Origin of the sequence: Pseudomonas sp. S4_EA_1b, assembly GCF_016307435.1 — a bacterium.
GTDB classification, from domain to species: domain Bacteria; phylum Pseudomonadota; class Gammaproteobacteria; order Pseudomonadales; family Pseudomonadaceae; genus Aquipseudomonas; species Aquipseudomonas rhodesiae.
In genome coordinates this window covers 1-20,924 of the sequence record NZ_JAEILC010000112.1, presented here as the reverse complement: position 1 = coordinate 20,924, position 20,924 = coordinate 1, and the positions used below count along the sequence as shown (strand labels likewise).

At 59.6% G+C, this 20,924-nt stretch carries 25 protein-coding genes; 6 read left to right on the top strand and 19 right to left on the bottom strand.

Annotated features, from left to right (window positions below):
- Window positions 1-229: 229 nt before the first annotated feature.
- The 6 genes from YA0848_RS29280 to YA0848_RS29255 all read right to left on the bottom strand — a co-directional run bounded on the left by YA0848_RS29280 (window position 230) and on the right by YA0848_RS29255 (window position 5,537).
- Window positions 230-883: an HAD family hydrolase gene (locus tag YA0848_RS29280; RefSeq protein WP_169868303.1), complete on the bottom strand. Its 654-nt coding sequence runs from the start codon at window positions 881-883 to the stop codon at window positions 230-232.
- Between the two features lie 28 nt (window positions 884-911).
- Window positions 912-1,901: an ABC transporter ATP-binding protein gene (locus tag YA0848_RS29275; RefSeq protein WP_034096733.1), complete on the bottom strand. Its 990-nt coding sequence runs from the start codon at window positions 1,899-1,901 to the stop codon at window positions 912-914.
- Window positions 1,898-2,698 (bottom strand): ABC transporter permease, encoded by an 801-nt coding sequence (locus YA0848_RS29270; RefSeq protein WP_103387496.1) that lies wholly within the window; start codon window positions 2,696-2,698, stop codon window positions 1,898-1,900. Before YA0848_RS29270 ends, YA0848_RS29275 begins: the two co-directional genes overlap by 4 nt.
- Window positions 2,685-3,521 carry an ABC transporter permease gene (locus tag YA0848_RS29265; protein ID WP_167389863.1) on the bottom strand — a complete coding sequence of 279 codons (837 nt, stop codon included), beginning with the start codon at window positions 3,519-3,521 and terminating at the stop codon, window positions 2,685-2,687. The genes YA0848_RS29270 and YA0848_RS29265 overlap by 14 nt, the downstream gene beginning before the upstream one ends.
- Before the next feature lie 5 nt (window positions 3,522-3,526).
- Window positions 3,527-4,333 carry an alkaline phosphatase family protein gene (locus YA0848_RS29260; protein ID WP_034096736.1) on the bottom strand — a complete coding sequence of 269 codons (807 nt, stop codon included), beginning with the start codon at window positions 4,331-4,333 and terminating at the stop codon, window positions 3,527-3,529.
- A gap of 127 nt (window positions 4,334-4,460) precedes the next feature.
- Window positions 4,461-5,537, bottom strand: coding sequence for an ABC transporter substrate-binding protein (locus YA0848_RS29255; protein ID WP_169868300.1), 1,077 nt, complete (start codon window positions 5,535-5,537; stop codon window positions 4,461-4,463).
- Between the two features lie 350 nt (window positions 5,538-5,887).
- Here YA0848_RS29255 and YA0848_RS29250 point away from each other — a divergent pair, with 350 nt between their 5' ends.
- Complete coding sequence (locus YA0848_RS29250; RefSeq protein ID WP_034112756.1) at window positions 5,888-6,601, top strand: UTRA domain-containing protein; 714 nt, start codon at window positions 5,888-5,890, stop codon at window positions 6,599-6,601.
- 43 nt (window positions 6,602-6,644) lie between these two features.
- Here YA0848_RS29250 and YA0848_RS29245 read toward each other — a convergent pair whose 3' ends face one another.
- The 10 genes from YA0848_RS29245 to soxR form a co-directional block, all read right to left on the bottom strand.
- Window positions 6,645-7,565, bottom strand: a complete 921-nt coding sequence (locus YA0848_RS29245) for a metal ABC transporter solute-binding protein, Zn/Mn family (protein WP_169903235.1) — start codon at window positions 7,563-7,565, stop codon at window positions 6,645-6,647.
- Window positions 7,565-8,464, bottom strand: coding sequence for a metal ABC transporter permease (locus YA0848_RS29240; protein WP_040266411.1), 900 nt, complete (start codon window positions 8,462-8,464; stop codon window positions 7,565-7,567). Before YA0848_RS29240 ends, YA0848_RS29245 begins: the two co-directional genes overlap by 1 nt.
- Window positions 8,461-9,207, bottom strand: a complete 747-nt coding sequence (locus tag YA0848_RS29235) for a metal ABC transporter ATP-binding protein (protein ID WP_034096741.1) — start codon at window positions 9,205-9,207, stop codon at window positions 8,461-8,463. Before YA0848_RS29235 ends, YA0848_RS29240 begins: the two co-directional genes overlap by 4 nt.
- Window positions 9,204-10,124 carry a metal ABC transporter substrate-binding protein gene (locus YA0848_RS29230; RefSeq protein WP_034112760.1) on the bottom strand — a complete coding sequence of 307 codons (921 nt, stop codon included), beginning with the start codon at window positions 10,122-10,124 and terminating at the stop codon, window positions 9,204-9,206. Before YA0848_RS29230 ends, YA0848_RS29235 begins: the two co-directional genes overlap by 4 nt.
- A gap of 19 nt (window positions 10,125-10,143) precedes the next feature.
- The gene (locus YA0848_RS29225) at window positions 10,144-10,704 is read right to left on the bottom strand and encodes a DUF6162 family protein (RefSeq protein ID WP_099313164.1); all 561 of its coding nucleotides are present in this window, start codon (window positions 10,702-10,704) and stop codon (window positions 10,144-10,146) included.
- Window positions 10,701-11,021, bottom strand: a complete 321-nt coding sequence (locus tag YA0848_RS29220; protein WP_034112764.1) for a hypothetical protein — start codon at window positions 11,019-11,021, stop codon at window positions 10,701-10,703. Before YA0848_RS29220 ends, YA0848_RS29225 begins: the two co-directional genes overlap by 4 nt.
- A complete protein-coding gene (locus tag YA0848_RS29215) occupies window positions 11,018-11,557 on the bottom strand; it encodes a hypothetical protein (protein ID WP_034096745.1) in 540 nt (179 codons plus the stop codon). The genes YA0848_RS29220 and YA0848_RS29215 overlap by 4 nt, the downstream gene beginning before the upstream one ends.
- Complete coding sequence (locus YA0848_RS29210; RefSeq protein ID WP_034096746.1) at window positions 11,554-12,756, bottom strand: PepSY-associated TM helix domain-containing protein; 1,203 nt, start codon at window positions 12,754-12,756, stop codon at window positions 11,554-11,556. The genes YA0848_RS29215 and YA0848_RS29210 overlap by 4 nt, the downstream gene beginning before the upstream one ends.
- Before the next feature lie 280 nt (window positions 12,757-13,036).
- Window positions 13,037-13,498, bottom strand: a complete 462-nt coding sequence (locus tag YA0848_RS29205) for a VOC family protein (RefSeq protein WP_034112802.1) — start codon at window positions 13,496-13,498, stop codon at window positions 13,037-13,039.
- Window positions 13,499-13,599: 101 nt separating this feature from the next.
- Complete coding sequence (soxR, locus tag YA0848_RS29200; RefSeq protein WP_034096748.1) at window positions 13,600-14,040, bottom strand: redox-sensitive transcriptional activator SoxR; 441 nt, start codon at window positions 14,038-14,040, stop codon at window positions 13,600-13,602.
- Between the two features lie 99 nt (window positions 14,041-14,139).
- On the opposite strand from soxR, the gene YA0848_RS29195 reads away from it, so the two are divergent.
- Complete coding sequence (locus YA0848_RS29195) at window positions 14,140-14,505, top strand: antibiotic biosynthesis monooxygenase family protein (RefSeq protein ID WP_034096749.1); 366 nt, start codon at window positions 14,140-14,142, stop codon at window positions 14,503-14,505.
- Here YA0848_RS29195 and YA0848_RS29190 read toward each other — a convergent pair.
- A complete protein-coding gene (locus tag YA0848_RS29190) occupies window positions 14,494-15,597 on the bottom strand; it encodes a sigma-54 interaction domain-containing protein (RefSeq protein ID WP_040266418.1) in 1,104 nt (367 codons plus the stop codon). The genes YA0848_RS29195 and YA0848_RS29190 overlap by 12 nt on opposite strands.
- Before the next feature lie 272 nt (window positions 15,598-15,869).
- On the opposite strand from YA0848_RS29190, the gene YA0848_RS29185 reads away from it, so the two are divergent.
- The 3 genes from YA0848_RS29185 (at window position 15,870) to YA0848_RS29175 (ending at window position 19,392) form a co-directional block, all read left to right on the top strand.
- Complete coding sequence (locus YA0848_RS29185) at window positions 15,870-16,139, top strand: hypothetical protein (protein ID WP_034137655.1); 270 nt, start codon at window positions 15,870-15,872, stop codon at window positions 16,137-16,139.
- Window positions 16,140-16,373: 234 nt separating this feature from the next.
- Complete coding sequence (locus YA0848_RS29180; protein WP_169903234.1) at window positions 16,374-17,534, top strand: cysteine desulfurase family protein; 1,161 nt, start codon at window positions 16,374-16,376, stop codon at window positions 17,532-17,534.
- Window positions 17,535-17,583: 49 nt separating this feature from the next.
- Window positions 17,584-19,392, top strand: coding sequence for an aminopeptidase P family protein (locus tag YA0848_RS29175; RefSeq protein WP_034096753.1), 1,809 nt, complete (start codon window positions 17,584-17,586; stop codon window positions 19,390-19,392).
- Between the two features lie 58 nt (window positions 19,393-19,450).
- On the opposite strand, the gene YA0848_RS29170 is transcribed toward YA0848_RS29175, so the two are convergent.
- Both YA0848_RS29170 and rhtA read right to left on the bottom strand, forming a co-directional pair.
- Entirely contained in the window at window positions 19,451-19,732 is a 282-nt protein-coding gene (locus tag YA0848_RS29170; protein ID WP_034096797.1) for a hypothetical protein, read from the bottom strand.
- A 164-nt stretch (window positions 19,733-19,896) separates the two neighbouring features.
- The gene (rhtA, locus tag YA0848_RS29165) at window positions 19,897-20,784 is read right to left on the bottom strand and encodes a threonine/homoserine exporter RhtA (RefSeq protein WP_169903286.1); all 888 of its coding nucleotides are present in this window, start codon (window positions 20,782-20,784) and stop codon (window positions 19,897-19,899) included.
- Here rhtA and YA0848_RS36205 point away from each other — a divergent pair.
- A partial coding sequence (locus YA0848_RS36205; RefSeq protein WP_232925207.1) for a hypothetical protein occupies window positions 20,720-20,924 on the top strand: 205 nt, incomplete at its 3' end. The two genes, rhtA and YA0848_RS36205, sit on opposite strands and share 65 nt — an antisense overlap.

Below are 20,924 nucleotides of genomic sequence, written 5' to 3'. Positions count from 1 at the left end.
AAGTCGCCGGTTCCGTGTGGGCCGGTCGCATAATGCAAAAAGCCCGGCGCTACTGCTACGGGCTCAGTCCAGACTCACTATGGAGGCACTGTGAAAGCATTGCAAGGCGTTGAAGGTCATGTGATGCGCTTGGCGCCCCGAGTCCTACATAGGATGTAGGCTCATTTCACATTCTAATGACGACTTCTGGCCTTGATCGCGTCGATTTATAGCAGCCTCCAGGGCGGCATCAAACCCAGTGATGAATCGGCCAGCCCGCCTGCTCGGCATGTGCCCGCAATACCGGGTCCGGGTTCACCACCTGGGGATGATCGACCTTCAGCAGCAGTGGCAAGTCATTGCGCGAATCCGAATAGAAGTACGCACCGTCCAGGTTTTCATCTTCCTGCGCCAGCCAGTCCAGCAAACGCTTGATCTTGCCTTCCCGGTAAGTCAGTACGCCCACCGTTTTACCGCTGTAAACACCATGGCTGACCTCCAGCTCGATGCCCAGCACTTCGTCGATGCCGATACGCGCAGCAATCGGCTTAACCAAATGCGTGCCCGACGCGGAGATCACCAGAATCCGGTCGCCCTGAGCTCGGTGGCGGGCAATGGTTTTGGTGGCGTCGCTGTAGATCAGCGGTTCGATCACGTCTTCGACCCACGGCTCCACCAAGTGCTCGATTTCCTCCGGCGTGCGGCCGATCATCGGCTCCAGGCTGAAGTCCATAAAGTCTTCCATCGCCAGTTTGCCCTGGCTGTAGGCGTCCATCAGTTCGTTGTTCCTGCGCATGAACGACTCGGGGTCGACCCAGCCCAGACGGCCCATCTGCTCGCTCCATAAGGTGGCGCAGTCGCCGTGGATCAGGGTGTCGTCCAAATCAAAAATTACCAATGCCATCCGTTACGCTCTCTCAATAAATCACTGCTCAGGCTACTTCACATAGCGCGCTGGGGTCGATGGAAAGTGCCAGGCGCTGGCCGTCAGGGTGCAGATCCTGCGCCGAACGGTTGAGCACATCCACCACCAGCTCTACGCCGCGGGCTTCGATACGATAGCGGATCACGTTGCCCAGCAGACTGTGGCTGCGCACTAGTGCGTCAAGTTCGCCGCTGCGGCTCAGTTCGATGGATTCCGGGCGAATCGCGATGCGGCCGCTGATCGGGCGTTGCAGCAAGCGACTAGCCGTGTCGGAGTCCAGCAGGTTGTAGTTGCCGATAAAACCGGCGGCGAATACGTCCACCGGCGCCGTATAGAGCGTCTCCGCATCGCCGCTCTGCACGATCTTGCCCTGGTTCATCAGGAAGATGCGGTCGGACATGGTCAGCGCTTCCTCCTGGTCATGGGTCACGAAAATCGTGGTCAGCCCCAGCTCGCGCTGAATCTCGCGGATCTGTTCGCGCAGGTGCTTGCGAATCCGGGCATCAAGCGCCGACAGCGGTTCATCCAGCAGCAACAGGCGTGGGCGGGTCACCAGAGAGCGGGCCAGGGCGACACGCTGGCACTGGCCGCCGGACATCTGGTGCGGATAACGGCCTGCCAGGTCTTTGAGTTCCACCAGTTGCAGTACTTCCTGCACGCGCTTGTGGCTGTCAGCGGCGTTGACCTTTTGCATGCGCAGGCCAAACGCGACGTTTTGCTCGACGGTCATGTTGGGGAACAGCGCATAGCTCTGGAACACCATGCCGATGTGGCGCTTCTGTGGGCTCAGCGGAACGATGTCCTGGCCATCCAGCAGGATTTGCCCACTGTCCACGGCTGTCAGGCCGGCGATGCAGCGCAGCAGGGTCGATTTGCCGCAACCGGACGGGCCGAGCAGGGTGACGAATTCACCCTTGGCGATTTCGCAATTGATGTCGCTGAACACCGGCGTGCCGGCGTAGCTTTTCTGCAGATGTTGCACGCTGACGAAGCTCATTGGCTTTTGTCCTTGTTCAAGAAGGTGGCGACCCAGGTCAATACCAGTACAAAGAAGAAGTAGGAAATGACCACGGCGCTGGTGAAGTGGCCGCTGCTGTTGCGCATATTGTTGAGGTACACCTGCAGGGTTTCGTAGCGGGTGCCCACCAGGATGTTGGCGAACACGAACTCACCGAACAGGAACGAGAACGACAGTAACAGTGCCACCATCAGGCCTTTGCGCAGGTTGGGCAGCACCACCAGGATTGCGGCTTGCCAGGTGCTGGCGCCGAGCAGTTGCGAGGCGTCCATCAGGTCGCGCAGGTTGATGGCCTGCAGGTTGTTGGTGATCGCCCGATACATAAACGGCAGCGCGACCGTGAAGTAGCAGCCGATCAGGATCCACGGCGTGCCCACCATCGCCATCGGCCCGGAGCCGTAAAGCTGCAGCAAGCCTACCGACGACACCACCGGCGGCACCGCAAACGGCAGCAGGATCAGGATATTCATCAGCGCGTCGAGTTTGGGAAAGTGGTAATGCACCACGAACAGCAGCGGCAGGATCAGCACCACCGACAGGATCAGCGCGCCCACGCACACTACCAATGATTGACCGAAGGCCATCAGAAAGCGCGGGTCGCTCCACAGCTGCACATACCATTTCAGGGTAAAACCGGCCGGCAGAATGGTCGCCGACCAACTGCTGGCAATCGAATAGATAAACGTGCCCACCAACGGCAGTACCAGAATGGCAAACAGCAGGTACACCATGACGCGATGGTAGAGGGAGGCCGGGCCGGCTTCAGCGCGAGACATGGTAGCTCCTCTTGAGCAGCAATTGATGGACCACGGTGATCACGGTCATCAACGCCACCAGGACCACGGCGAGGGCGCTGGCCATGTTCGGGTCCAGGGAGATATCCCCGGACACCATCGCGGCGATGCGGATCGGCAAGACGTTGAAATTGCCGGTGGTCAATGCGTACACCGTGGCATAGGCGCCCAGGGCATTGGCCAGCAGGATCACGAAGGTGCCGAGCAGCGCGGGTGTGAGCACCGGCAGGCCAATGTGTCGCCAGAACTGCCAGCCACTGGCGCCCAGCAGCGCTGCCGACTCACGCCAGTCCTCGCGCAAGGCATCGAAGGCTGGGTAGAGCAGCAACACGCCGAGGGGAATCTGGAAATAGGTATAGAGGATGATCAACCCGGTTTTCGAGTACAGGTTGAAGTCTTCGATGATGCCCGCCTGCTTGAGCATGATCGTGATACTGCCGTTGAACCCCAACAGAATGATGAAGGCGAAGGCCAGGGGGACGCCGGCGAAGTTGCTGGTCATGTTGGCGAAGGCGGTGACGAAGTTGCGCAGGGGCGAGTCCACCCGGCGCAGCGAGTAGCTGCCCAGCACGGAAATGATGATCCCGAACACACTGGAGTAGAAACTGATCTCCAGGCTGTACTGGATGGCCTGCAGGTAGAACTTGGAGCTGAAGATCCGCGTGAAGTTGTCCACGCCCCAGCCGGACTCTTCGGTTTGCAGGCTGTTGATCAGCACCCATACCAACGGCGCGATTTCGAACACGATAAAGAACAGTGCAAAAGGCATCAGGCACAGCAGGGCCAGATATTTGCCGCGGGTCATGGCATTCACTTGAGCAACTCCCGGCAGACAGGCTTGTCGTGGGGCACGCCCAATAATTCGCAGACAGTGCCGCACAGCTCGGTTTGTTTCGGCGCTGCGCCGGCATCCAGGCTGAAGGCATCGCCAAGCACAAACAGCGGTACTTCGCGCTCTTCCGGCAGCAGGCCGTTGTGGGAGCGGTCGTTGTTCATGCCGTGGTCGGCGGTCACCAGCACCTGGTAGCCGGCATCGAGCCAGCCTTGCAGGTAATCGGCCAGGATGATGTCGGCCGAGCGGGCGCTGTTGCGATATTGCGCGGTGTCGAGGCCATGTTTGTGGCCGGCGTCGTCGATGTTCATCGGGTGCACCAGCAGAAAGTTCGGCGTGTGCTTGAGCCGCAAGCTTTCGGCATCGGCGAACAGGTGGGAGTCCGGGTAGTGGTCATTCCAGTAGAAATGCCCGTGTTGGATCGCCAGCGCCGGGTCGTGGGTATGACGGTCCCGCGCAGGCATGAACGGCGTGCGGTTGTACAGCTCGCTGACCCAGTGATAAGCCGCCGCTGCGGTACTAAGGCCGGCGGCGGTGGCGTAATGGAATAGGCTGCGCTGGTTGGACAGGCGCGAGACGTTGTTGTGGACGATACCGCTCTGGATCGGCGGTACGCCGGTGAGGATGCATTCGTACAACGGGCGGGACAGCGCGGGCAGTTCACAATCCAGTTTGTAGAGGGCTGCGCGTCCTGCGCTGACATACGCTTGCAAATGTCCCATGGCGTGCCTTGCAACCTCGAAGTTCAGGCCGTCGAGCACGACAAGGATGACGTTGTGCTTCATGGGGGAGAGCGCTCCGCAGCAATAGACTTGACTCAATTCCTCAGGAGGAAAGAGGTCAAAAGTATGGGAGGGGGCTAGCCCCCTCCCATATTGGATCTCCAGTGGATTTCCAATGTGGGCGACAGGCTTATTTCATCTCTACGATGACCTGCTCGTTCCACAGCTGAGGCAACTTCTTGGACGTTTTTTCCCAGGCATCGGCGTCCTTGATCGGCTGTGGGTTGGCCTTGGTGTACTGCTCGCCCGGGATCAGGTTCTTGGCGATATCGGCCGGCAGTTTCAGGTCGGTTTCGGCACGGATGGGGCGTGCATTGCCCCGGGCCAGGTTGAGCTGGCCGGCATCGCTGAAGATGTACTCGCGGGTCAACTTGGCCGCATTCGGGTGCTTGGCGTATTTGTTGATGATGGTGGTGTAGCCGGATTTCACCGAGCCGTCCGATGGGATCAGCACCACGTAGTCATCCGGGTTGGCCATTTTGGCTTTGTAGCTCAGGCCGTTGAAGTCCCAGACGATGCCCACTTCGACTTCGCCTTTTTCCATGGTGGCGATGGTCGGGTTGGACAGTGAGAGGCGCCCTTGCTGGGCGATCTTGGTGAAAAACTGCAGCCCAGGGGCAATGTTCTTCTCGTCGCCTTTGTTGGCGATAGCTGCTGCCAATACGCCGTTGGCCGCCTGTGCCGCTGTGCTGACGTCACCCACGGACACCTTGTACTTGCCGGTTTGCAGGTCGGCCCAGCTGTGGGGGACTTCAGAGCCGTGCAGCAGCTTTTTGTTGACGATAAACGCGATAGTGCCGGTGTACGCCAGCGCCCAGTGGCCGTCCTTGTCTTTTGCCCAATCCGGCACCTGTGCCCAGGTGGACGGTTTGTAAGGCTGGGTCACTTCCTGCTTCACCGCAATCGGGCCGAAGGCAGCGCCGACGTCGCCGATATCGGCGCTGGCATTGTCCTTCTCGGCTTTGAACTTGGCGATTTCCTGGGCGGAACTCATGTCGGTGTCGATGTGCTTGATGCCGTAGGTCTTGGCCAGATCGTCCCAGGTGCCTTTCCAGTTGGCCCAGTCATCGGGCATGCCGACGCTGTTGACGGCGCCTTCCGCTTTCGCGGCGGCTTCCAGGGTTTTTAGATCGGTATCGGCAGCCATGGCGGCGGTGCACATGGCAATGGTCGAGCCTAACAGTGATGCCAGGAAAAGCTGTTTCATCCGAAGCTCCTATGGGCGTTAACAACGCTGCGTTTTTACGAACGATTGCGGTGGTTTGGTCTAGGTCAGCAATACCTGAGCCAATCTAGGCTCGATGGATGACAGTTTCATGTCGATGTCGTTTTTAAAGCGTTGATGTCGGTCAGCGCAAACTTAGCGTAGACCATGCCCCAGGGCCCGCATTGACTGGACTTGGCCGATGTATTGCAGAGTGTGGTATGCCACCCCGGCAGGTGCTGTCATCTCTCGGTCATTTGTAATGCCTAGGCTGACACGCAGTAACAAGGGCCCATTTATCGAGCGCTTTATGCACCTGAACGGTGCTGGTCTAGTCCAGATAGGTAACGTTGATGCGTGATGAAGCAATCAAGGCGGTGACTTCCATTGGCCTGGCGCTGCAGGAGCAGATCGATCACGGTCTATTGCCCCCCGGCCACAAATTGCCTGCCGAACGCAAGCTCAGCGAGTTGTTTGGTACCACTCGCATAACCGTGCGGGAAGCCTTGTTACAACTGGAGGCTCAAGGGCAGATCTATCGCGAGGAACGCCGTGGCTGGTTTGTATCGCCGCCGCGACTGGCCTACAACCTGATGCAGCGCAGCCACTTTCACGCGATGGTCAGTGATCAGGGCCGGGTGGCGTCCACCGAAGTACTCAGCGCACGCTTGCAACCGGCCTCGGCGGCGGTGTGCGCCTGGCTGCAGTTGCCGGCGTTGTCCAGCGTGATCCAGATCTGCCGGGGCCGGCGGATCGATGGGCGTTTGGTGTTGTATGTAGAGCACTACCTGAACCCGCAGTATTTTCCCGGAATCCTGGCGTGTGATTTGACCCAGTCGATGACTGAGCTGTACGCACGCAAGTACGACGTGCATTACGGGCGGGTGCGTTTCGAGATCGTCCCGACCTCACTGCCCGTGGAGGCGGCCGCTGCGTTGCGCGTCTCGGTGGGCAGCCCCGGCCTGCGCATTGCCCGGGTCAACTATGACCAGCACCAGCGTCTGATCGACTGCGATCTGGAGTTTTGGCGGCATGATGCGATTCACGTGGGGGTGGATGTCGTCTGAGTGAACAGCGGCCAATCCAAGTCCCCCTTAAGACCGCTGTCATTTAGCCGCGCGGCGTAAGGCTTTTGATCACCTGATCCACATTGTTTTCCAACTCCGTCACCGGGTCCGCGCCGTCGACGTTGAGTACCAGAAGCTGCGCGCCACCTGCTGTCACTGCGGCTTTTACCGCCTCACTCGGCTGACGATGATGCAGCACCACGGCGACGTCGTTGTCCTTCAGGTCAGCGGTGAGTTTGCGCAACGCGTCGGGCGTCCACTCGGTGTCAGGGCGGGGGTCTGTGCTGAGCGCTTCCAGGTTCAGGCTGCTGATCAGATAGGCGAAATGATCGCTCAGGCTGACCACGCTCAGGTTGTCCGCCTTGGCCAGGCGTGCCTCGCTGTCGGCGCTGAGCTTGAGCAAGCGTTGCTTGAGGGCGGCGAGATTGGCGTCGATCTTCGTTTTCGCCCCCGGCGCCAGACGGCTCAGGTCGGCGGCCATTACATCGGCCATGCGGCCCAGGTTGTTACTCGATTGCCAGGGTTGGCTGTTCAAACCGTCAGTGGCGCCGGGTTGCACGGCGATTCCCGGCAACCCCCCGTCCACCGGACGCGCGGCATCCACTTCGACGATACGGATATTGCTGCGTCGCGCCACCGGGTACAGCGCGTCATCCGGCCATAGCGAGCGCAAACCGATGGCGGCGTCGGCGTCTTGGGCCAATGTGCTGAGCGCCGATGCGCCACGCCCCGTGAAATACGATACCTGTCGCGTGCCAGGTAGGTTGGCCGGCGCGGCACGTTCCAGCTGCACGTCGGTGCCTTTGAGCAACACGTCCGCCAGGCCATAGGTGATGGGCAACGAGGCTAGCACTTTCACAGGTTTGGCGGCGTGCACCGCCGGTTTCACCGATTCGGTCGCCATCAGCGGTGTGGCGATCAGGCAGGCGAAGGCCAGAGTCAGAGGGTGTAGAACGAAGCGCATTATCCAAGGTTCCCTTTCAGGCTGGGGACGACGCCCCGCGCGATGGCCGCGCAGGCGAAGGCGATACCGGCGACGAGGATGATCGCGGCGCCGGAGGGGATGGGCAGGTCAAATATGATCGGTAGCAGAATGCCGCAGAGGGTGCTGACGGTGGCGATCACCACCGAGACCCAGAAAAACCCTTTGAGCGACTGGCTCAACAGCCGCGCCGCCGCCGCCGGAATCACCAGCAGCGCGCCCACCAGGATCGCGCCGATGACCTTGACCGCCGCCACGGTGATCAGTGTCACCAGGATCACGAACAGATAATCCAAAGTCTTCACTGCCACGCCACGCACGGCCGCCAGTTGGGGATTGAAGCTGGCGAGCATGATGCGGTTGTACAGCGGCAATGCCAGGGCCATCACCAGGGAACCGACAATCGCCAGCACCAGCAGATCGTTGCCGTTAACCGTCAGTACCGAACCGAACAACACGTTTTCCAGGATGTGTACATTGATCTTGCCCGCCAGGATCAACAGCAGGCTCGCGCCCAATGCCAGGGAAACCGACAGGAACACGCCGATCAAGGTGTCCGGCGCCAGCCCGGTGCGGTTGCGCAAGTAGTTGAGCAGGATGCCGAACAACAGGCAGTAGCCGAACAGGCTGCCGTACGGCCCGGTGTAGGGCTCGCCGAGCAGAATGCCCACGGCTACGCCGGTCAGCGCGGCGTGGCCGACCGCTTCGGAGAAGAACGCAAAGCGTTTGACTACCACCAGCGTGCCCAGTCCACCCAATACCGGGCCGATCAACAGGCCCGCGAGCAATGCGTTGACTACAAAGCCGTAGGCCAAGGCTTCCGGCAGGTAACCCGAAGAAGCCCAGCCCTGGACCATCAGGCGAAATGCTTCATAACTCATGGCGCCGTGCTCCGAGGGTGAGTAGAGAACAGGGTCAGCAGGCGGTCAGGCGTCAGCGCTTCTTTGGGCGTGGCATCGAACAGCACGCGGCGGTTCAGACCAGTTACCCGATCTGCCAGGCGGCCAACCGCTTCCAGATCGTGTTCGATCCACAGGACGGTGATGCCAGCCAGGCGCCAGTCGTTGAGCAGGCGTTCGAACACCTGGATACCGGCCTCATCGAGGGCCGACATCGGTTCATCCAACACCAGCAATTGGGGGGCCGGGATCAGGCCCTGGGCCAGCAGCACGCGCTGGCGTTCGCCGCCGGATAACGCGCCCATGCGGCGCTTGCGCTTATCCTGCATGCCCACCCGCTCCAGCGCCTCGCCGATGGCGGCCGCGTAATGCCGGGACAGGCCAAGAAACGCCGGGCGCCGCTGGCACATTGCAGCCATGAAATCGTCGACGGTCATCGGCAAACCTCGGTCGAACTCCAAGGCCTGGGGGACATAGCCGATGGTGCCGGGCGAGGACGGCCACGCCAGACTCAAGCGGCCCTGGTGCGGTGTCTGCCCCAGCAAGGTCTTGATCAGCGAGCTTTTCCCGCCGCCGTTTGGTCCCACCAGCGCGTGGATGCTGCCCGGCTGGACCTGAAAACTCACCTCGGCCAGGATCGCGGTACGGCCCAGGGTCAGCGACACCTTGTCGAAGTCGAGGGTCGGCCCGATGCTGGCGACGTTCAGCTGTTCGGCGGCGGTCATGCGCCTGACTCCTGAATGGCACGGACCACGGTGTTGAGGTTGCCGGTCATTTCCACTTCATACTTTTCAGCGCTGTATTCGCCGTAGGAAATATGCGAGAGCGGGTACAGCTTGACCCCGGATTCGCGCTGGATGGTATCGACGTAGGTGGACGGGAAATCCATCTCCGAGAAAATCACCTTCACATCCAAGGCGCGCAGTTCATCGATGGTTTTCTTCAACTGGCTTGGGCTGGGTTCGATACCGTGGGCTGGCTCGACCACTGCGGTGACTTCCAGGCCAAACTCACGCAGCAGGTAGTCGTAGGCCGCGTGCACCGTGGCGACACGCAGGTCTGGGTTGGGCGCGCTGGTGAGCTTGGCCAGGGCGTCGGCGCGCATCTGGCGCAGGCGCTTGCCGTAGGCGCGGGCGTTCTGGGTGTAGGTCTTGGCGTTGTCGGGGTCGAGCTTGCCCAGTTCGCGGGCGATGTTGTTGACCTGGGCAATCGACGCGCTGATCGACAGGAAGGTATGTGGGTTGACCACTTTGCCCGCGCCGCGCGCGGCGTTTCCGGTGGCGGCCAGCAACGGCACATTGGCGTTGGCCTCGATCACCGGGATGTCGGGGCGTTCGCTGGTGGCGATCATGCGGTCGGCGAAATCGTCATGGCCGACACCATTGAGCACGATCACGTCCAGCGTGCCGATGCGCTTGATGTCCTCGGCGCGCGGCTCGTAGGCGTGGGGGTTGAACCCGGCCGGGATCAGCGGCACCACCTCGGCCTTGTCGCCGACGACATTGGCCACGTAACTGTAATAAGGGTGCAGCGTGATGCCGATGCGCAGGCGCTTGGCCGCTTCGGCGTTGGCGAAAGGGGTGAGCATCAGGCTGAGCAGGCCAACCAGCAGTAGGCGCAACAGGGGAGATGAAATAGACATGGGCAATCGGTCTTCTCGTTCAGTGACGGTGCTGGCGGGTCACGCCGGCATCGAATTGCGTGACCACCTGTTGCCAGCCGGCTGCGATCAGCGCCTGGTCAGTGAGGTCGGAAGGGGCGGCGATGTCGTTGGATCGGTTGAGCCAGATATCCGGTTCGCTGCCCTGCACGCGCATCAGCAATGAGCCGCTCACCCCAGGTGCCTGGCTCATTCCCAGATAAGCCGACGGTGTCAGCAACTGCCAGCGGTGATCGCCACGGCTGACCGAGCTGGCATCTTGAGCGAACGGCGCGAAGCCTTCCTCGGCCAGTTGCTCGGGCGTCGGCAGGGCGCTCTGCTCTTGTTGCAACAGATGGATTTCATCCAGGGTCACGCGCAGGTCGGCGTAGATGCCTTGCTCGGCGGCGCTCAGGTCGCGCCGCGCGTCCAATTGATGGCTGGGCAGAGTCGCAACCTGCTGGGACTCGCCGTGAAGGGCCACCACCGTCCCGGCGACCGCCAGGATGATCAGGCACACCAGCAGAACGTAGAGGGTTTCGTGGCCGGCACCAGCGGGGCGTACAACCTGGGTAGTACTCATTGGGGCTGGATATCCGCTTGATCGATTTCCACCACATGGCCAGGGCCGGCATCGAACAACACGTAGAACTCGGCCGAAGGTTTCTTGAACGTGAGGGTCGAATCCTCGCCGAGTTTGCCGGGCATCAGGATGGTTTCGTCGTAGCCGATCACGTCCAAGGTCACGCCAGGCGCGCCGCTGCCATCGGAGAATCCACCTTTGCACTGGATTTGCTCGCCGGGTATTTCCTTGCATTCGCACATGGGATTGTGGGCCACGGCGGTGGCGCTGAAGCCCACACACAGCAGCGCGATATAGGTGCGCAGGATCGAGGTCATGGTTTTACTCCTTGCTTGTTCAGCCAGGCAATGGTGGCAGGGGAGGCCTGGCTCAGCGGGATGGAACCCTGGTGCATCGTGCCGTCCCAGCCTTCCATGGTGACCCACAGTTCGGCGTCTACCGGCGTGCGCTCCGGCACCGGCAGACCGGCCCCCATGCGATACGGCGTGCCAAAGAAGATCACGCCGGCGGCGCGTAGGCTGCGGGGTTTGCCGATACGCAGATAAGTGGCCTTGACCTGATCGGCGCAGACGTCACACAGGGCAGCATTGAAAAATTTCATCGGGCCCGCCGGGTCGGGGCGCGGGCCCTCGTTACGGAACTCGGCGAGGGTCAGGCTCCAGGGGCCGACCTGCACTTCACCGGCTACCCGTTCGCCGATACCGGTGTCCCCGCGAAACAGTGCGGCGTCGGCGAAGTACTTGGGCATAAAGCCCAACGGCACCAGCACGAGGAGGATGTTGATATGGAAACGCCATTTCAGCCAGAACGCCCGCAGCGGCGACGGCGGTGCAGCGGCAGCGACTTTGCTCATCGGTTGGTCTCCGGGGTTTCAGCCTGCATGGCCGGGATGGACGCGGCCTGGCGCGGCGCTTTGTGGCTGCGTTTGAGGGCATTGGCGGTGGCCAGGGCGGTGCGTTTGGTCCAGATCAGCAGGCCACTCAATACCATCATGCTCAGCACCAGACCGAAGAACGCCCAGATCAGCTTGATCCACAGGCCACCGAAGTCTCCGGTGTGCAGCGGGCGCATGGATTCGGTGACGAACTCCAGGGCAGTGCGGTCGGACAACAGGTGCGAAACGGCGATATCGCCGTCATAAGGGTTCAGTTGCGCGGTCTGGAACATCAGCGGGTACCAGCCGCGGCCACCGATCTGCAGATGGCTGTAAGCGTTGAGCGGCAGGAATACGAAGCTGGCTTCCAGCCCTGGAATGCGCTGGGTGGCGATCTTGATGGCATCGTCCAAGGGAATCATCGGTGCCGGTACGCCAGGGGCGGATGTCGGTACTTTCTCCCGGGCGATTACCGGCACGATGGGTTCGCTGGAAATGGAGATCTGGTTGTCCCCCAGGAACGCCTGGATCAAGAACCAGGTGCCGGTGATGGAAATAACCGCAATGAACCAGATCGACCAGATTCCGCTCAGGCGGTGGAAGTCGCCCCAGAAGATCCGCGCACCATGGCGGATACGCAAGGTCGGGCGCAGGAAACCTTTCCAGAAGCGCTTGTACACCACCAGGCCGGTGATCAGTGACGCCAGCAACGGCAAGCCGAGCAATGAAACCAGGTACCAGCCCCAACTGTAGCCGTTGGTAAAAGGCACCAGCCACCAGCCGTGCAGCGCGCGGGTAAATTGCTGGAAATCGAAAGCAGGGCTGATGCCCTGGATCGCGCCGGTATAAGGGTTGGCATACGCCTCCACCGAACGTCCGTCGGGATAGCTCAGGCCCACACTCAAGGCGAAGTGCGATTCATCGGGGCGAATGATGGAGCGCACGATGACGTGCGGATCGTCGCGCTTGATGGCGGCGATCACTTGGTCAAAGCTCAGCGGTTCGGCATCGTCGGACGGTTTGCTCGCGCGGATGTCAGGGTTGGCCAGCCAGACGATTTCCTGGCTGACCACCGCCAGGGTGCCGGTGACGCAGACGATCAGTACAAAAAACCAGATGGGCAACGCCAGCCAGCTGTGTACGAGAAACCAGAGTTTGGAGCGCGACTTCTTCGACATGTGAATGAGGGTCTTGATCGGAGGGGCAATGCGGGCCCGGAAAAGGCCAGTCGTAGCTTTTGCTGACGCGACAGGCTGTATCTAAGTTAAGACGGATGAGAATGAGAAATCCCTAAGGCACAAATGAAAGAAAATGTTTCAAGCTTTCATCCGTGCCTTATCGCTTGCCTGATATCGCCCAACAAACGGGGGGTGGGGCTTGCTCTGGTCAGGTCGGCGACGTCTATGGCCGAACGGGCTTCCATGGCGAGCAAGCCTGGTGCTACACAGCTCGAAGGTCTCAGCTTTGCTGGAACAACGCCTTCGCGCGCTGTTTAATTTGATCTTCAGACAAAGACTCTTTTTGCGTCGCCACGAACCACACATGGCCGAAAGGATCGCGCAGTGTGCCGGAACGATCGCCGTAGAATTGGTCGCTTGGTCTGGAGATGATTTTAGCGCCGGCGTCGATGGCTTTTTGATACTGCGCATCGACGTCCTCTACATATAAATGCAGGCCAACACTGGTATGACCGTTGTTTGGGCTGTGTAGAGCGCTTTCTTCGCAGGGCGAGCCCAGCATGAATGCCGAATCGCCGATGCGCAGCTCGGCGTGACCGACCCTGCCGTCGGGCATGTCCAAGCGCATGATTTGCTGGGCGCCGAAGGCTGTCTTGTAAAACTCGATGGCCTCAGCGGCTTCGTTGATTCCCAGATACGGCGTGATGCGGTGATAGCCTTCCGGGATAGGTTTGACGCTCATATCGCTCTCCTTGATCAGGTGGATTGGAAGACGCCGGTGTTTACCGACCACTTCACTATAGGTCACGCCAATCAGGGAGGCGGCGATGTGGACCAGGACAGTCAATCCGGTTCGAGCAAGTGCGCGCCTGGCCCGCGCTCGCCGAGCTGATCACCCTGATTGCGTAACGGGCACGCCTCCAATGACAGGCATCCGCACCCAATGCAGCCGTTGAGCTTGTCGCGCAGCAATTGCAGTTTATGGATGCGTTCATCCAAGTCTTCGCGCCATTGCGCCGACAAGCGCTCCCAATCCTGCGCCGTAGGAGTACGGCCATCCGGCAAGGCCTGCAACGCCTCGCCGATCGTCGCCAACGGAATCCCCAGGCGTTGCGCGATTTTGATCACTACCACGCGGCGCAATACGTCCCGCGGGTAGCGCCGTTGATTGCCGGCGTTGCGATGACTTTTGATAAGCCCTTTGGTTTCGTAAAAGTGCAGGGCTGTAACGGCTACACCACTGCGCGCAGCCAATTGGCCGACGGTCAGTTCTTTATTGAGCATGAAAACTCCGAATCAGTGCTTGACCTTGACTTAACTCGAGGTTTTACCCTGCGTGGCATCTAATCGCAAGATTCTGCCTACATAGAAAGGAGACAGTCCATGCAGGTAATAGAGAAAAGTCGCAGCTTCACTCAACTGATCGAATTCCACGTCGAGCCCCCGCAACAATTGGCACTGGTGGCGGCCTTGTCTACCCAGAGTGAGCGCCTGGCCCAGAGCCAGGAGGGTTTTCTGAGCGCCAGCGTCCAGATCAGTGCTGACGGGCGACGCGTGCTCAATTACCTGCAATGGCAATCGCGTGAGGAGGGCGAGGCGGCGTTCCAGCGTTTCGAGCAGGGCGATGAGGACTTCTGGACGCTGATTCGCGCCCATCGCGCCACTGCGGTTACCTTCGGTTCTTTCCAAGTGTTGCAGAGTTTCGAACGTGGCCCCGACAACGCATTGCACTGTCGTCTAAACGGATAGGTGCAGCATCCGCCCACCTTGAAGGGTTTCCCCTGGCCGACGTTTGTTCACCGCCAGTTCACCGATTTTGATCAGACGGCTACGGGCCACATTCCGGCTCAGGCCCAGCAGGTTGGCGGTGTGTACCTGGTTGTAATGGCTGAATCGGTAGGCGGCGCGCAGCAGGGCGTCTTCAACCTTTTCATGCAGAGCACCGGCCTGCTCTTCGAACAGCTTCTGAAATGCGCGCTCCAGCAGGGCCTCGGCGCTGTTGTCGAGGGCGTGCGCGGAGTCGTCCTGGCGATCAATGCGCAGATTCGACAGGCGCAAATCCTCGCGCTCGATCACGCCATTACGGCAGATCAGCAGGGTGTGATGGATAACGTTTTCCAGCTCGCGGATATTGCCCGGCCAGCTGTAACTTTTCAGCTTGAGCTGCGCCTCGTGGTTGATAGTCACCGATCCGTAGCCCAGGCGCTGGCTGTAGGTTTGGATAAAGTGGCGCACCAACGGCAGGATATCGCCGGGCCGTTCACGCAATGGGCTGAGTTCTAGGCTGACTACATCCAGACGGTAATAGAGGTCCTCGCGGAAATGTCCGGCGTTGATGGCTTTCTCTAACTGAACATTAGTAGCAGCCACTACGCGCACATCAATCGGAATGCTCTTACGTGAACCGAGGCGCACCACTTCTCGCTCCTGCAGCACCCGCAACAATTTGACTTGGATCGCCATGGGCAAATCGCCGATTTCATCCAGAAACAGCGTGCCGCCATCGGCCTCCTCAAACCAGCCGGCCTTGGCAGTGAGGGCGCCGGTGAAGGCGCCTTTTTCATGCCCGAACAATTCGGCTTCCACCAGTGATTCAGAGAACGCCCCGCAGTTCACTGCCACGAACGGTCGGTGACGCCGTGCGCTGAGGTTATGGATGTGGCGCGCCACCAGCTCTTTGCCAGTACCGGTTTCACCGATAATCAGCACGCTGGCTTCGCTGGGCGCTACTTGCTGGATATGGGCGAGCAGGGCCTGAGACTTCGGGTCCTCGAAAACCTGGGCCGTGGCGCGGATAGAGGTCGCCAGGGCTGGGGAGGAGGGTAAGGTCAGAAGCTGCATGGATACCTCTCTTGTCAGTGCGCGTCATGACTGGTTTATGTCGTCGATGGGGGGAGCGCGGGCACATGTTGTGGCTTGTTATAGAGGGTTGTTGTTATTCCGTAAATTAATCAATTTCCATATTGGTAGATCAAAATAGAATATTAGACTATGTAGCTATAGAAAGTGCCTGAGCGGTTGATAGCAACTATCGAAGACGGTGATTTTTCACTGTGAATAGGCGGGAGTAGCCTGTGTTCATTGACTTGAGCCCCACCCACAGGACCGTCGCCATGAACCGATTTCTCGCTGTCTCTTTATTACTTGTAGCCTCTGTGCTGGGCGGTTGTGCGAGCCACCCTTCGCCCGAATTGCGTCCCTACACGGCGGAAGAAACCAAGCAGTTGGCGCTGGAAACCCTCAGTCGTCGCGGGCTGTCCTTTGATGAGTACCAACGCCAGCGCGCCGCTTTGATGGGGCAGCCACAGCAACCGTTCGGCTTTGATCGTCAGGGTGAAATGAACGCCGAGCGTAGCGTCACGCTGCACGGTCGTCCCAGTTGAGCCTGCGTCCAGTAGCAAAAAGCCCGAGGTTTCCTTTAAGGACCTCGGGCTTTTTGTTTGCCTTGGCGCCGTCCGAGCCTGTTAAGCTCAATTTCAGGAGCGTTCCTACGCACATTTAAATAACGTGGTCCTTTTTCAATGGCATCCGATTGGGTAAACCTGACGACCTCTTGTTCTGGTCGATGCCCCTGAGACGCTGTTCTCGGGAACCTGCTCTGCGAGTGTTTGAACGTTATGACGAAACGTCCGTTGTATTTCGACTACGCCGCCACCACGCCGGTGGATGAGCGGGTCATCCAGGTGATGGTCGAATGCCTGGGCTTTAATGCCAATTTCGGTAACCCTGCGTCCAGCTCCCATGCGTTCGGCCAAGCGGCCAGGCAGGCGGTGGAGCAGGCGCGCGAGCAGGTCTCCGCGTTGGTGGGCGCACGGCCCGAACAGATCGTCTGGACCTCCGGCGCTACGGAATCCAACAACCTGGCGATCAAGGGCGTGACCCAGGCGCGGGGAGTGGCTGGTGGGCATATCATCACCAGCCAGATTGAGCACAAGGCCACTCTGGATACCGCGCGGCAATTGCAGGAGTCCGGCGTGGCCGTGACTTACTTGGTACCGGACGCCGACGGGTTGATCAGCGCCGATGCGGTGAGTGAGGCGCTGCGTGAAGACACCTTCCTGGTGTCGCTGATGCTGGTGAATAACGAACTGGGCACCCTCAATGACATCCCCACCATCGGCGCGCGCGTGCGCAAGCATGGCGCATTGCTGCATGTTGACGCGGCGCAGGGGGCAGGCAAGGTGGCGATTGACCTGGCACAGTGGCCAGTGGATCTGATGTCGTTTTCCGCGCACAAGTTGTATGGGCCCAAGGGCATCGGCGCGTTGTACGTCGGCCCACGTGCGCAGCAGAAGGTATTGGCGCAGATCCACGGCGGTGGGCATGAAGGCGGCTTGCGTTCCGGCACCCTGGCAACCCATCAGATTGCCGGCATGGGGATGGCGTTTGCCCTGGCCGCTGAATCGTTCGCCGAAGAACAGCTTAAGATCGCGGCCTTGCGTCAACGCTTGTTGGATCAGTTGGACAGTGTTCCTGGGATGCGCCTCAATGGCAGCCCAACCCAACGTATTCCCCATACTCTGAGCCTTACGTTTGGCGAAGGTGAATTCAATTCGGCTGCGCTGAGTGCGGACATTGCGTTTTCCGCGACTTCGGCGTGTAACTCGGCCAGTAATACGCCTTCTCATGTGCTTCTTGCATTGGGACATGATGCCCGTAGCGCCGGTCGCACGATTCGCTTGAGCCTGGGACGGTTTACCTCTGAGCAGGACATCGATCGGGCAGCACAGTTGATCAAGGCCGCACTCGCCAGTGCGCCGGCCTTCTGGGCCATCTGAATATTCATTCGCAACGCATAACAATTATTTGTGGTTAGCAGGAGACACAATGAGCATGCAGCCTTTGACCCATGGAACGGTTCCCCAGCGCCTGGCGCATACCCGTGAACTGATGAGCCGCAAGGGGGTCGATGCCTTGCTGGTGCCGTCGGCCGACCCGCATCTATCCGAATACCTGCCGGGTTACTGGCAGGGGCGCCAGTGGCTGTCTGGTTTTCATGGGTCTGTGGGAACGTTGATCGTTACGGCGGATTTCGCCGGTGTATGGGCTGACAGCCGTTACTGGGAGCAAGCCACCAAGGAACTTAAAGGCAGTGGTATCGAGCTGGTCAAGCTGCAGCCAGGTCAGCCTGGGCCATTGGAGTGGCTGACCGAGCAAACACCCGAAGGGGGTGTAGTGGCAGTGGACGGTGCGGTGATGGCGGTTGCTTCGGCGCGAACCTTGAGCGCCAAGCTCGCAGAGCGCGGCGCACGGTTGCGCACGGATATCGATTTGCTCAATGAGGTTTGGAAAGATCGGCCGAATTTACCCGATCAACCGATCTATCAGCACCTGCCGCCCCAAGCGACCCTTGGCCGTGGCGAGAAACTCGCCGCATTGCGCGCCAGTCTGAAAGAGAAGGGCGCTGATTGGCATTTTATTGCCACCCTGGATGACATCGCCTGGTTGTTTAACCTGCGTGGCGGTGATGTGTCGTTCAATCCGGTATTTGTGTCCTTTGCGCTGATCAGTCAGCAGCAGGCCACATTGTTCGTAGCGTTGACTAAAGTCGATGCCGAGTTGCGTGCGGTGCTGCAGCAGGACGGTGTGACTTTACGCGACTACAGCGAGGTAGCGCAGGCGCTGCGTGCGGTGCCGTCGGGTGCCAGCGTGCAAGTTGATCCCGCGCGCGTGACGGCCGGTTTGCTGGAAAACCTGGATGCCGGCGTCAAGCTGATTGAGGGGCTAAACCCGACGACGCTGGCCAAATCCCGCAAAAGTCTTGCTGACGCAGAACATATCCGTCGCGCGATGGAACAGGATGGCGCCGCGTTGTGCGAATTCTTCGCTTGGCTGGACGGCGCGCTTGGGCGCGAGCGCATCACTGAACTGACGATCGACGAACACTTGACGGCAGCTCGTGCCCGCCGTCCCGATTATGTTTCGCTGAGTTTCAACACTATCGCGGCATTCAACGCCAATGGCGCGATGCCCCACTACCACGCCACTGAAGAAGAGCATGCGGTTATCGAGGGCGACGGCTTGCTGTTGATTGACTCTGGCGGTCAGTACTTGGGCGGCACTACGGACATTACGCGCATGGTGCCTATCGGCACGCCAAGCGACGAGCAGAAACGTGACTGCACTCGTGTGCTTAAGGGTGTGATCGCACTGTCGCGCGCGCACTTCCCCAAAGGGATTCTGTCACCGCTGTTGGATGCCATTGCCCGCGCTCCTATCTGGGCCGAAGGCGTGGATTACGGTCATGGCACAGGGCACGGCGTAGGTTATTTCCTCAATGTGCATGAGGGCCCGCAAGTGATTGCCTATCAGGCGGCTACCGCGCCGCAGACCGCGATGCAGCCGGGGATGATCACCTCTATCGAGCCGGGTACCTACCGGCCTGGTCGTTGGGGGGTGCGCATCGAAAACCTGGTGTTGAACCGTGAGGCCGGCAAGACCGAGTTTGGCGAGTTTCTCAAATTCGAAACGTTGACCCTCTGTCCCATCGATACCCGTTGTCTGGAGCCTTCGCTGCTGACAACGGATGAGCGCGAGTGGCTCAATGCCTATCACGAACAGGTGCGTGAACGTTTGAGTCCATTGCTCAGTGGCGCTGGCCTTGAGTGGTTGCTGGTACGCACGTCGGCCATTTAAAGGTTGTGGTTCTCAAGGCGTGGGCGACTATAAAGTCGACCCACGTTTTGAAAGTCGGCTACTTACAAATGACAATCATGCTGCGGCTGGTGTAACCCGCCGGGTTGAGGCCGAAGGGGTAATCGCCAGGTTCTTCGGAATTGTCACCGGACTTCGCGATCACCCGATAGCCCTTAGTGCCGCATGAATTTGTTGCGCTGGTGTAGCACTGCTCCCAAGAGGACGACAGGCCAGAACAGTTGATATGCAGCCCTTTCTTGCCCCGTTTTACTTCTGTTTTTGTGGTCGCGGCACAGCCTGCAATCGCCACGACCATCAACAGTATCAATATTCTTCTCATTCCTATCCTTAAAAAGCCGCCTCGTAAGACTTGAAGCAGGCTGTGCTCGCTGCCGAGCTTGGCGTTCGCGCTGTCCTTGTCGAAAAACTCCATGAGTGACGTTCGTTAAGCACTAAACATGGCTTAAACGAGCGGCAATTACCAGAGCTACGTTCAACCATGAATCAATCCGACGGAACCAGCGGCTTGGACTCGTCGCGCATCGTCAGTGTGGCACCTACCGAAGCCAGGATAATGCAGGTTATGGCCAGCCATTGGGGGATGGAGAGATGTTCTTGTAGGAAGAGCAAACCAGAGAGTGCGCCGAATGCGGGTTCGATACTCATAAGGGTGCCGAAAGTGCGAGCCGGCAGGCGTGTGAGTGCGACCATCTCAAGGGTGTAAGGCAGCGCGGTAGAGAGGATAGCCACGCCGATGGCGACCGGAATCAAGGCGGGTGTCAGCAATGCCGTTCCCGCATGAACGATGCCAATAGGTGCCACGAATAATGCTGCGATCATCACGCCCAGGGCCGCGGTTTGCACGCCGTTATCGTTCCCCGCCTTCTGCCCGAACACTATGTAAAGCGCCCAACAGATACCGGCACCCAGCGCATAGGCACCTCCCAGCAAGTCAATGCCATTGCTGGCTTCTCCTATCGGAATCAAGAGGAGTAGGCCGATGATCGCCAAGGCAATCCACAGGAAATCAACCGCTCGCCGGGAGGCATAGATAGCTACGGCCAGCGGCCCTGTGAATTCGAGTGCTACGGCAATGCCCAAAGGGACACTGCGTAATGACATATAGAAGAGAAAATTCATCCCGCCCAGTGCCATGCCGTAGACGACCACTGTACGCAGAGACTTTGCAGTCAGCCTGGCGCGCCACGGACGTAATAGAACCAGCATGATCACGCTGGCGAAAATCAAGCGCAAAGCAGTAGTACCTTGTGCGCCCACGACCGGGAACATGCTCTTAGCGAGCGATGCGCCGGATTGGATGGATGCCATGGCAATCAAGAGCAGGCCGACCGGAAACAGTGTTGATGCCAGGCTGCGTGGAGAGGAGGTCATTGTTGTTCGTCCGAGATCATATTGGATAGGCGAGGACGGTATGATGCTCAAGTGGATAAAGATGAGCAATATAATGCTCAACTTTAGTGAGGCGCTTATCTATATAGAGTATTTTGGTTTCTTTCATAGGGGGTTAATAG

Excerpts from the sequence above, each read along its gene's own strand:
- YA0848_RS29280 (WP_169868303.1), bottom strand. The coding sequence starts at position 883 with ATGGCATTGGTAATTTTTGATTTGGACGACACCCTGATCCACGGCGAC.
- YA0848_RS29275 (WP_034096733.1), bottom strand. The coding sequence starts at position 1,901 with ATGAGCTTCGTCAGCGTGCAACATCTGCAGAAAAGCTACGCCGGCACG.
- YA0848_RS29270 (WP_103387496.1), bottom strand. The coding sequence starts at position 2,698 with ATGTCTCGCGCTGAAGCCGGCCCGGCCTCCCTCTACCATCGCGTCATG.
- YA0848_RS29265 (WP_167389863.1), bottom strand. The coding sequence starts at position 3,521 with ATGACCCGCGGCAAATATCTGGCCCTGCTGTGCCTGATGCCTTTTGCA.
- YA0848_RS29260 (WP_034096736.1), bottom strand. The coding sequence starts at position 4,333 with ATGAAGCACAACGTCATCCTTGTCGTGCTCGACGGCCTGAACTTCGAG.
- YA0848_RS29255 (WP_169868300.1), bottom strand. The coding sequence starts at position 5,537 with ATGAAACAGCTTTTCCTGGCATCACTGTTAGGCTCGACCATTGCCATG.
- YA0848_RS29250 (WP_034112756.1), top strand. The coding sequence starts at position 5,888 with ATGCGTGATGAAGCAATCAAGGCGGTGACTTCCATTGGCCTGGCGCTG.
- YA0848_RS29245 (WP_169903235.1), bottom strand. The coding sequence starts at position 7,565 with ATGCGCTTCGTTCTACACCCTCTGACTCTGGCCTTCGCCTGCCTGATC.
- YA0848_RS29240 (WP_040266411.1), bottom strand. The coding sequence starts at position 8,464 with ATGAGTTATGAAGCATTTCGCCTGATGGTCCAGGGCTGGGCTTCTTCG.
- YA0848_RS29235 (WP_034096741.1), bottom strand. The coding sequence starts at position 9,207 with ATGACCGCCGCCGAACAGCTGAACGTCGCCAGCATCGGGCCGACCCTC.
- YA0848_RS29230 (WP_034112760.1), bottom strand. The coding sequence starts at position 10,124 with ATGTCTATTTCATCTCCCCTGTTGCGCCTACTGCTGGTTGGCCTGCTC.
- YA0848_RS29225 (WP_099313164.1), bottom strand. The coding sequence starts at position 10,704 with ATGAGTACTACCCAGGTTGTACGCCCCGCTGGTGCCGGCCACGAAACC.
- YA0848_RS29220 (WP_034112764.1), bottom strand. The coding sequence starts at position 11,021 with ATGACCTCGATCCTGCGCACCTATATCGCGCTGCTGTGTGTGGGCTTC.
- YA0848_RS29215 (WP_034096745.1), bottom strand. The coding sequence starts at position 11,557 with ATGAGCAAAGTCGCTGCCGCTGCACCGCCGTCGCCGCTGCGGGCGTTC.
- YA0848_RS29210 (WP_034096746.1), bottom strand. The coding sequence starts at position 12,756 with ATGTCGAAGAAGTCGCGCTCCAAACTCTGGTTTCTCGTACACAGCTGG.
- YA0848_RS29205 (WP_034112802.1), bottom strand. The coding sequence starts at position 13,498 with ATGAGCGTCAAACCTATCCCGGAAGGCTATCACCGCATCACGCCGTAT.
- soxR (WP_034096748.1), bottom strand. The coding sequence starts at position 14,040 with ATGCTCAATAAAGAACTGACCGTCGGCCAATTGGCTGCGCGCAGTGGT.
- YA0848_RS29195 (WP_034096749.1), top strand. The coding sequence starts at position 14,140 with ATGCAGGTAATAGAGAAAAGTCGCAGCTTCACTCAACTGATCGAATTC.
- YA0848_RS29190 (WP_040266418.1), bottom strand. The coding sequence starts at position 15,597 with ATGCAGCTTCTGACCTTACCCTCCTCCCCAGCCCTGGCGACCTCTATC.
- YA0848_RS29185 (WP_034137655.1), top strand. The coding sequence starts at position 15,870 with ATGAACCGATTTCTCGCTGTCTCTTTATTACTTGTAGCCTCTGTGCTG.
- YA0848_RS29180 (WP_169903234.1), top strand. The coding sequence starts at position 16,374 with ATGACGAAACGTCCGTTGTATTTCGACTACGCCGCCACCACGCCGGTG.
- YA0848_RS29175 (WP_034096753.1), top strand. The coding sequence starts at position 17,584 with ATGAGCATGCAGCCTTTGACCCATGGAACGGTTCCCCAGCGCCTGGCG.
- YA0848_RS29170 (WP_034096797.1), bottom strand. The coding sequence starts at position 19,732 with ATGAGAAGAATATTGATACTGTTGATGGTCGTGGCGATTGCAGGCTGT.
- rhtA (WP_169903286.1), bottom strand. The coding sequence starts at position 20,784 with ATGACCTCCTCTCCACGCAGCCTGGCATCAACACTGTTTCCGGTCGGC.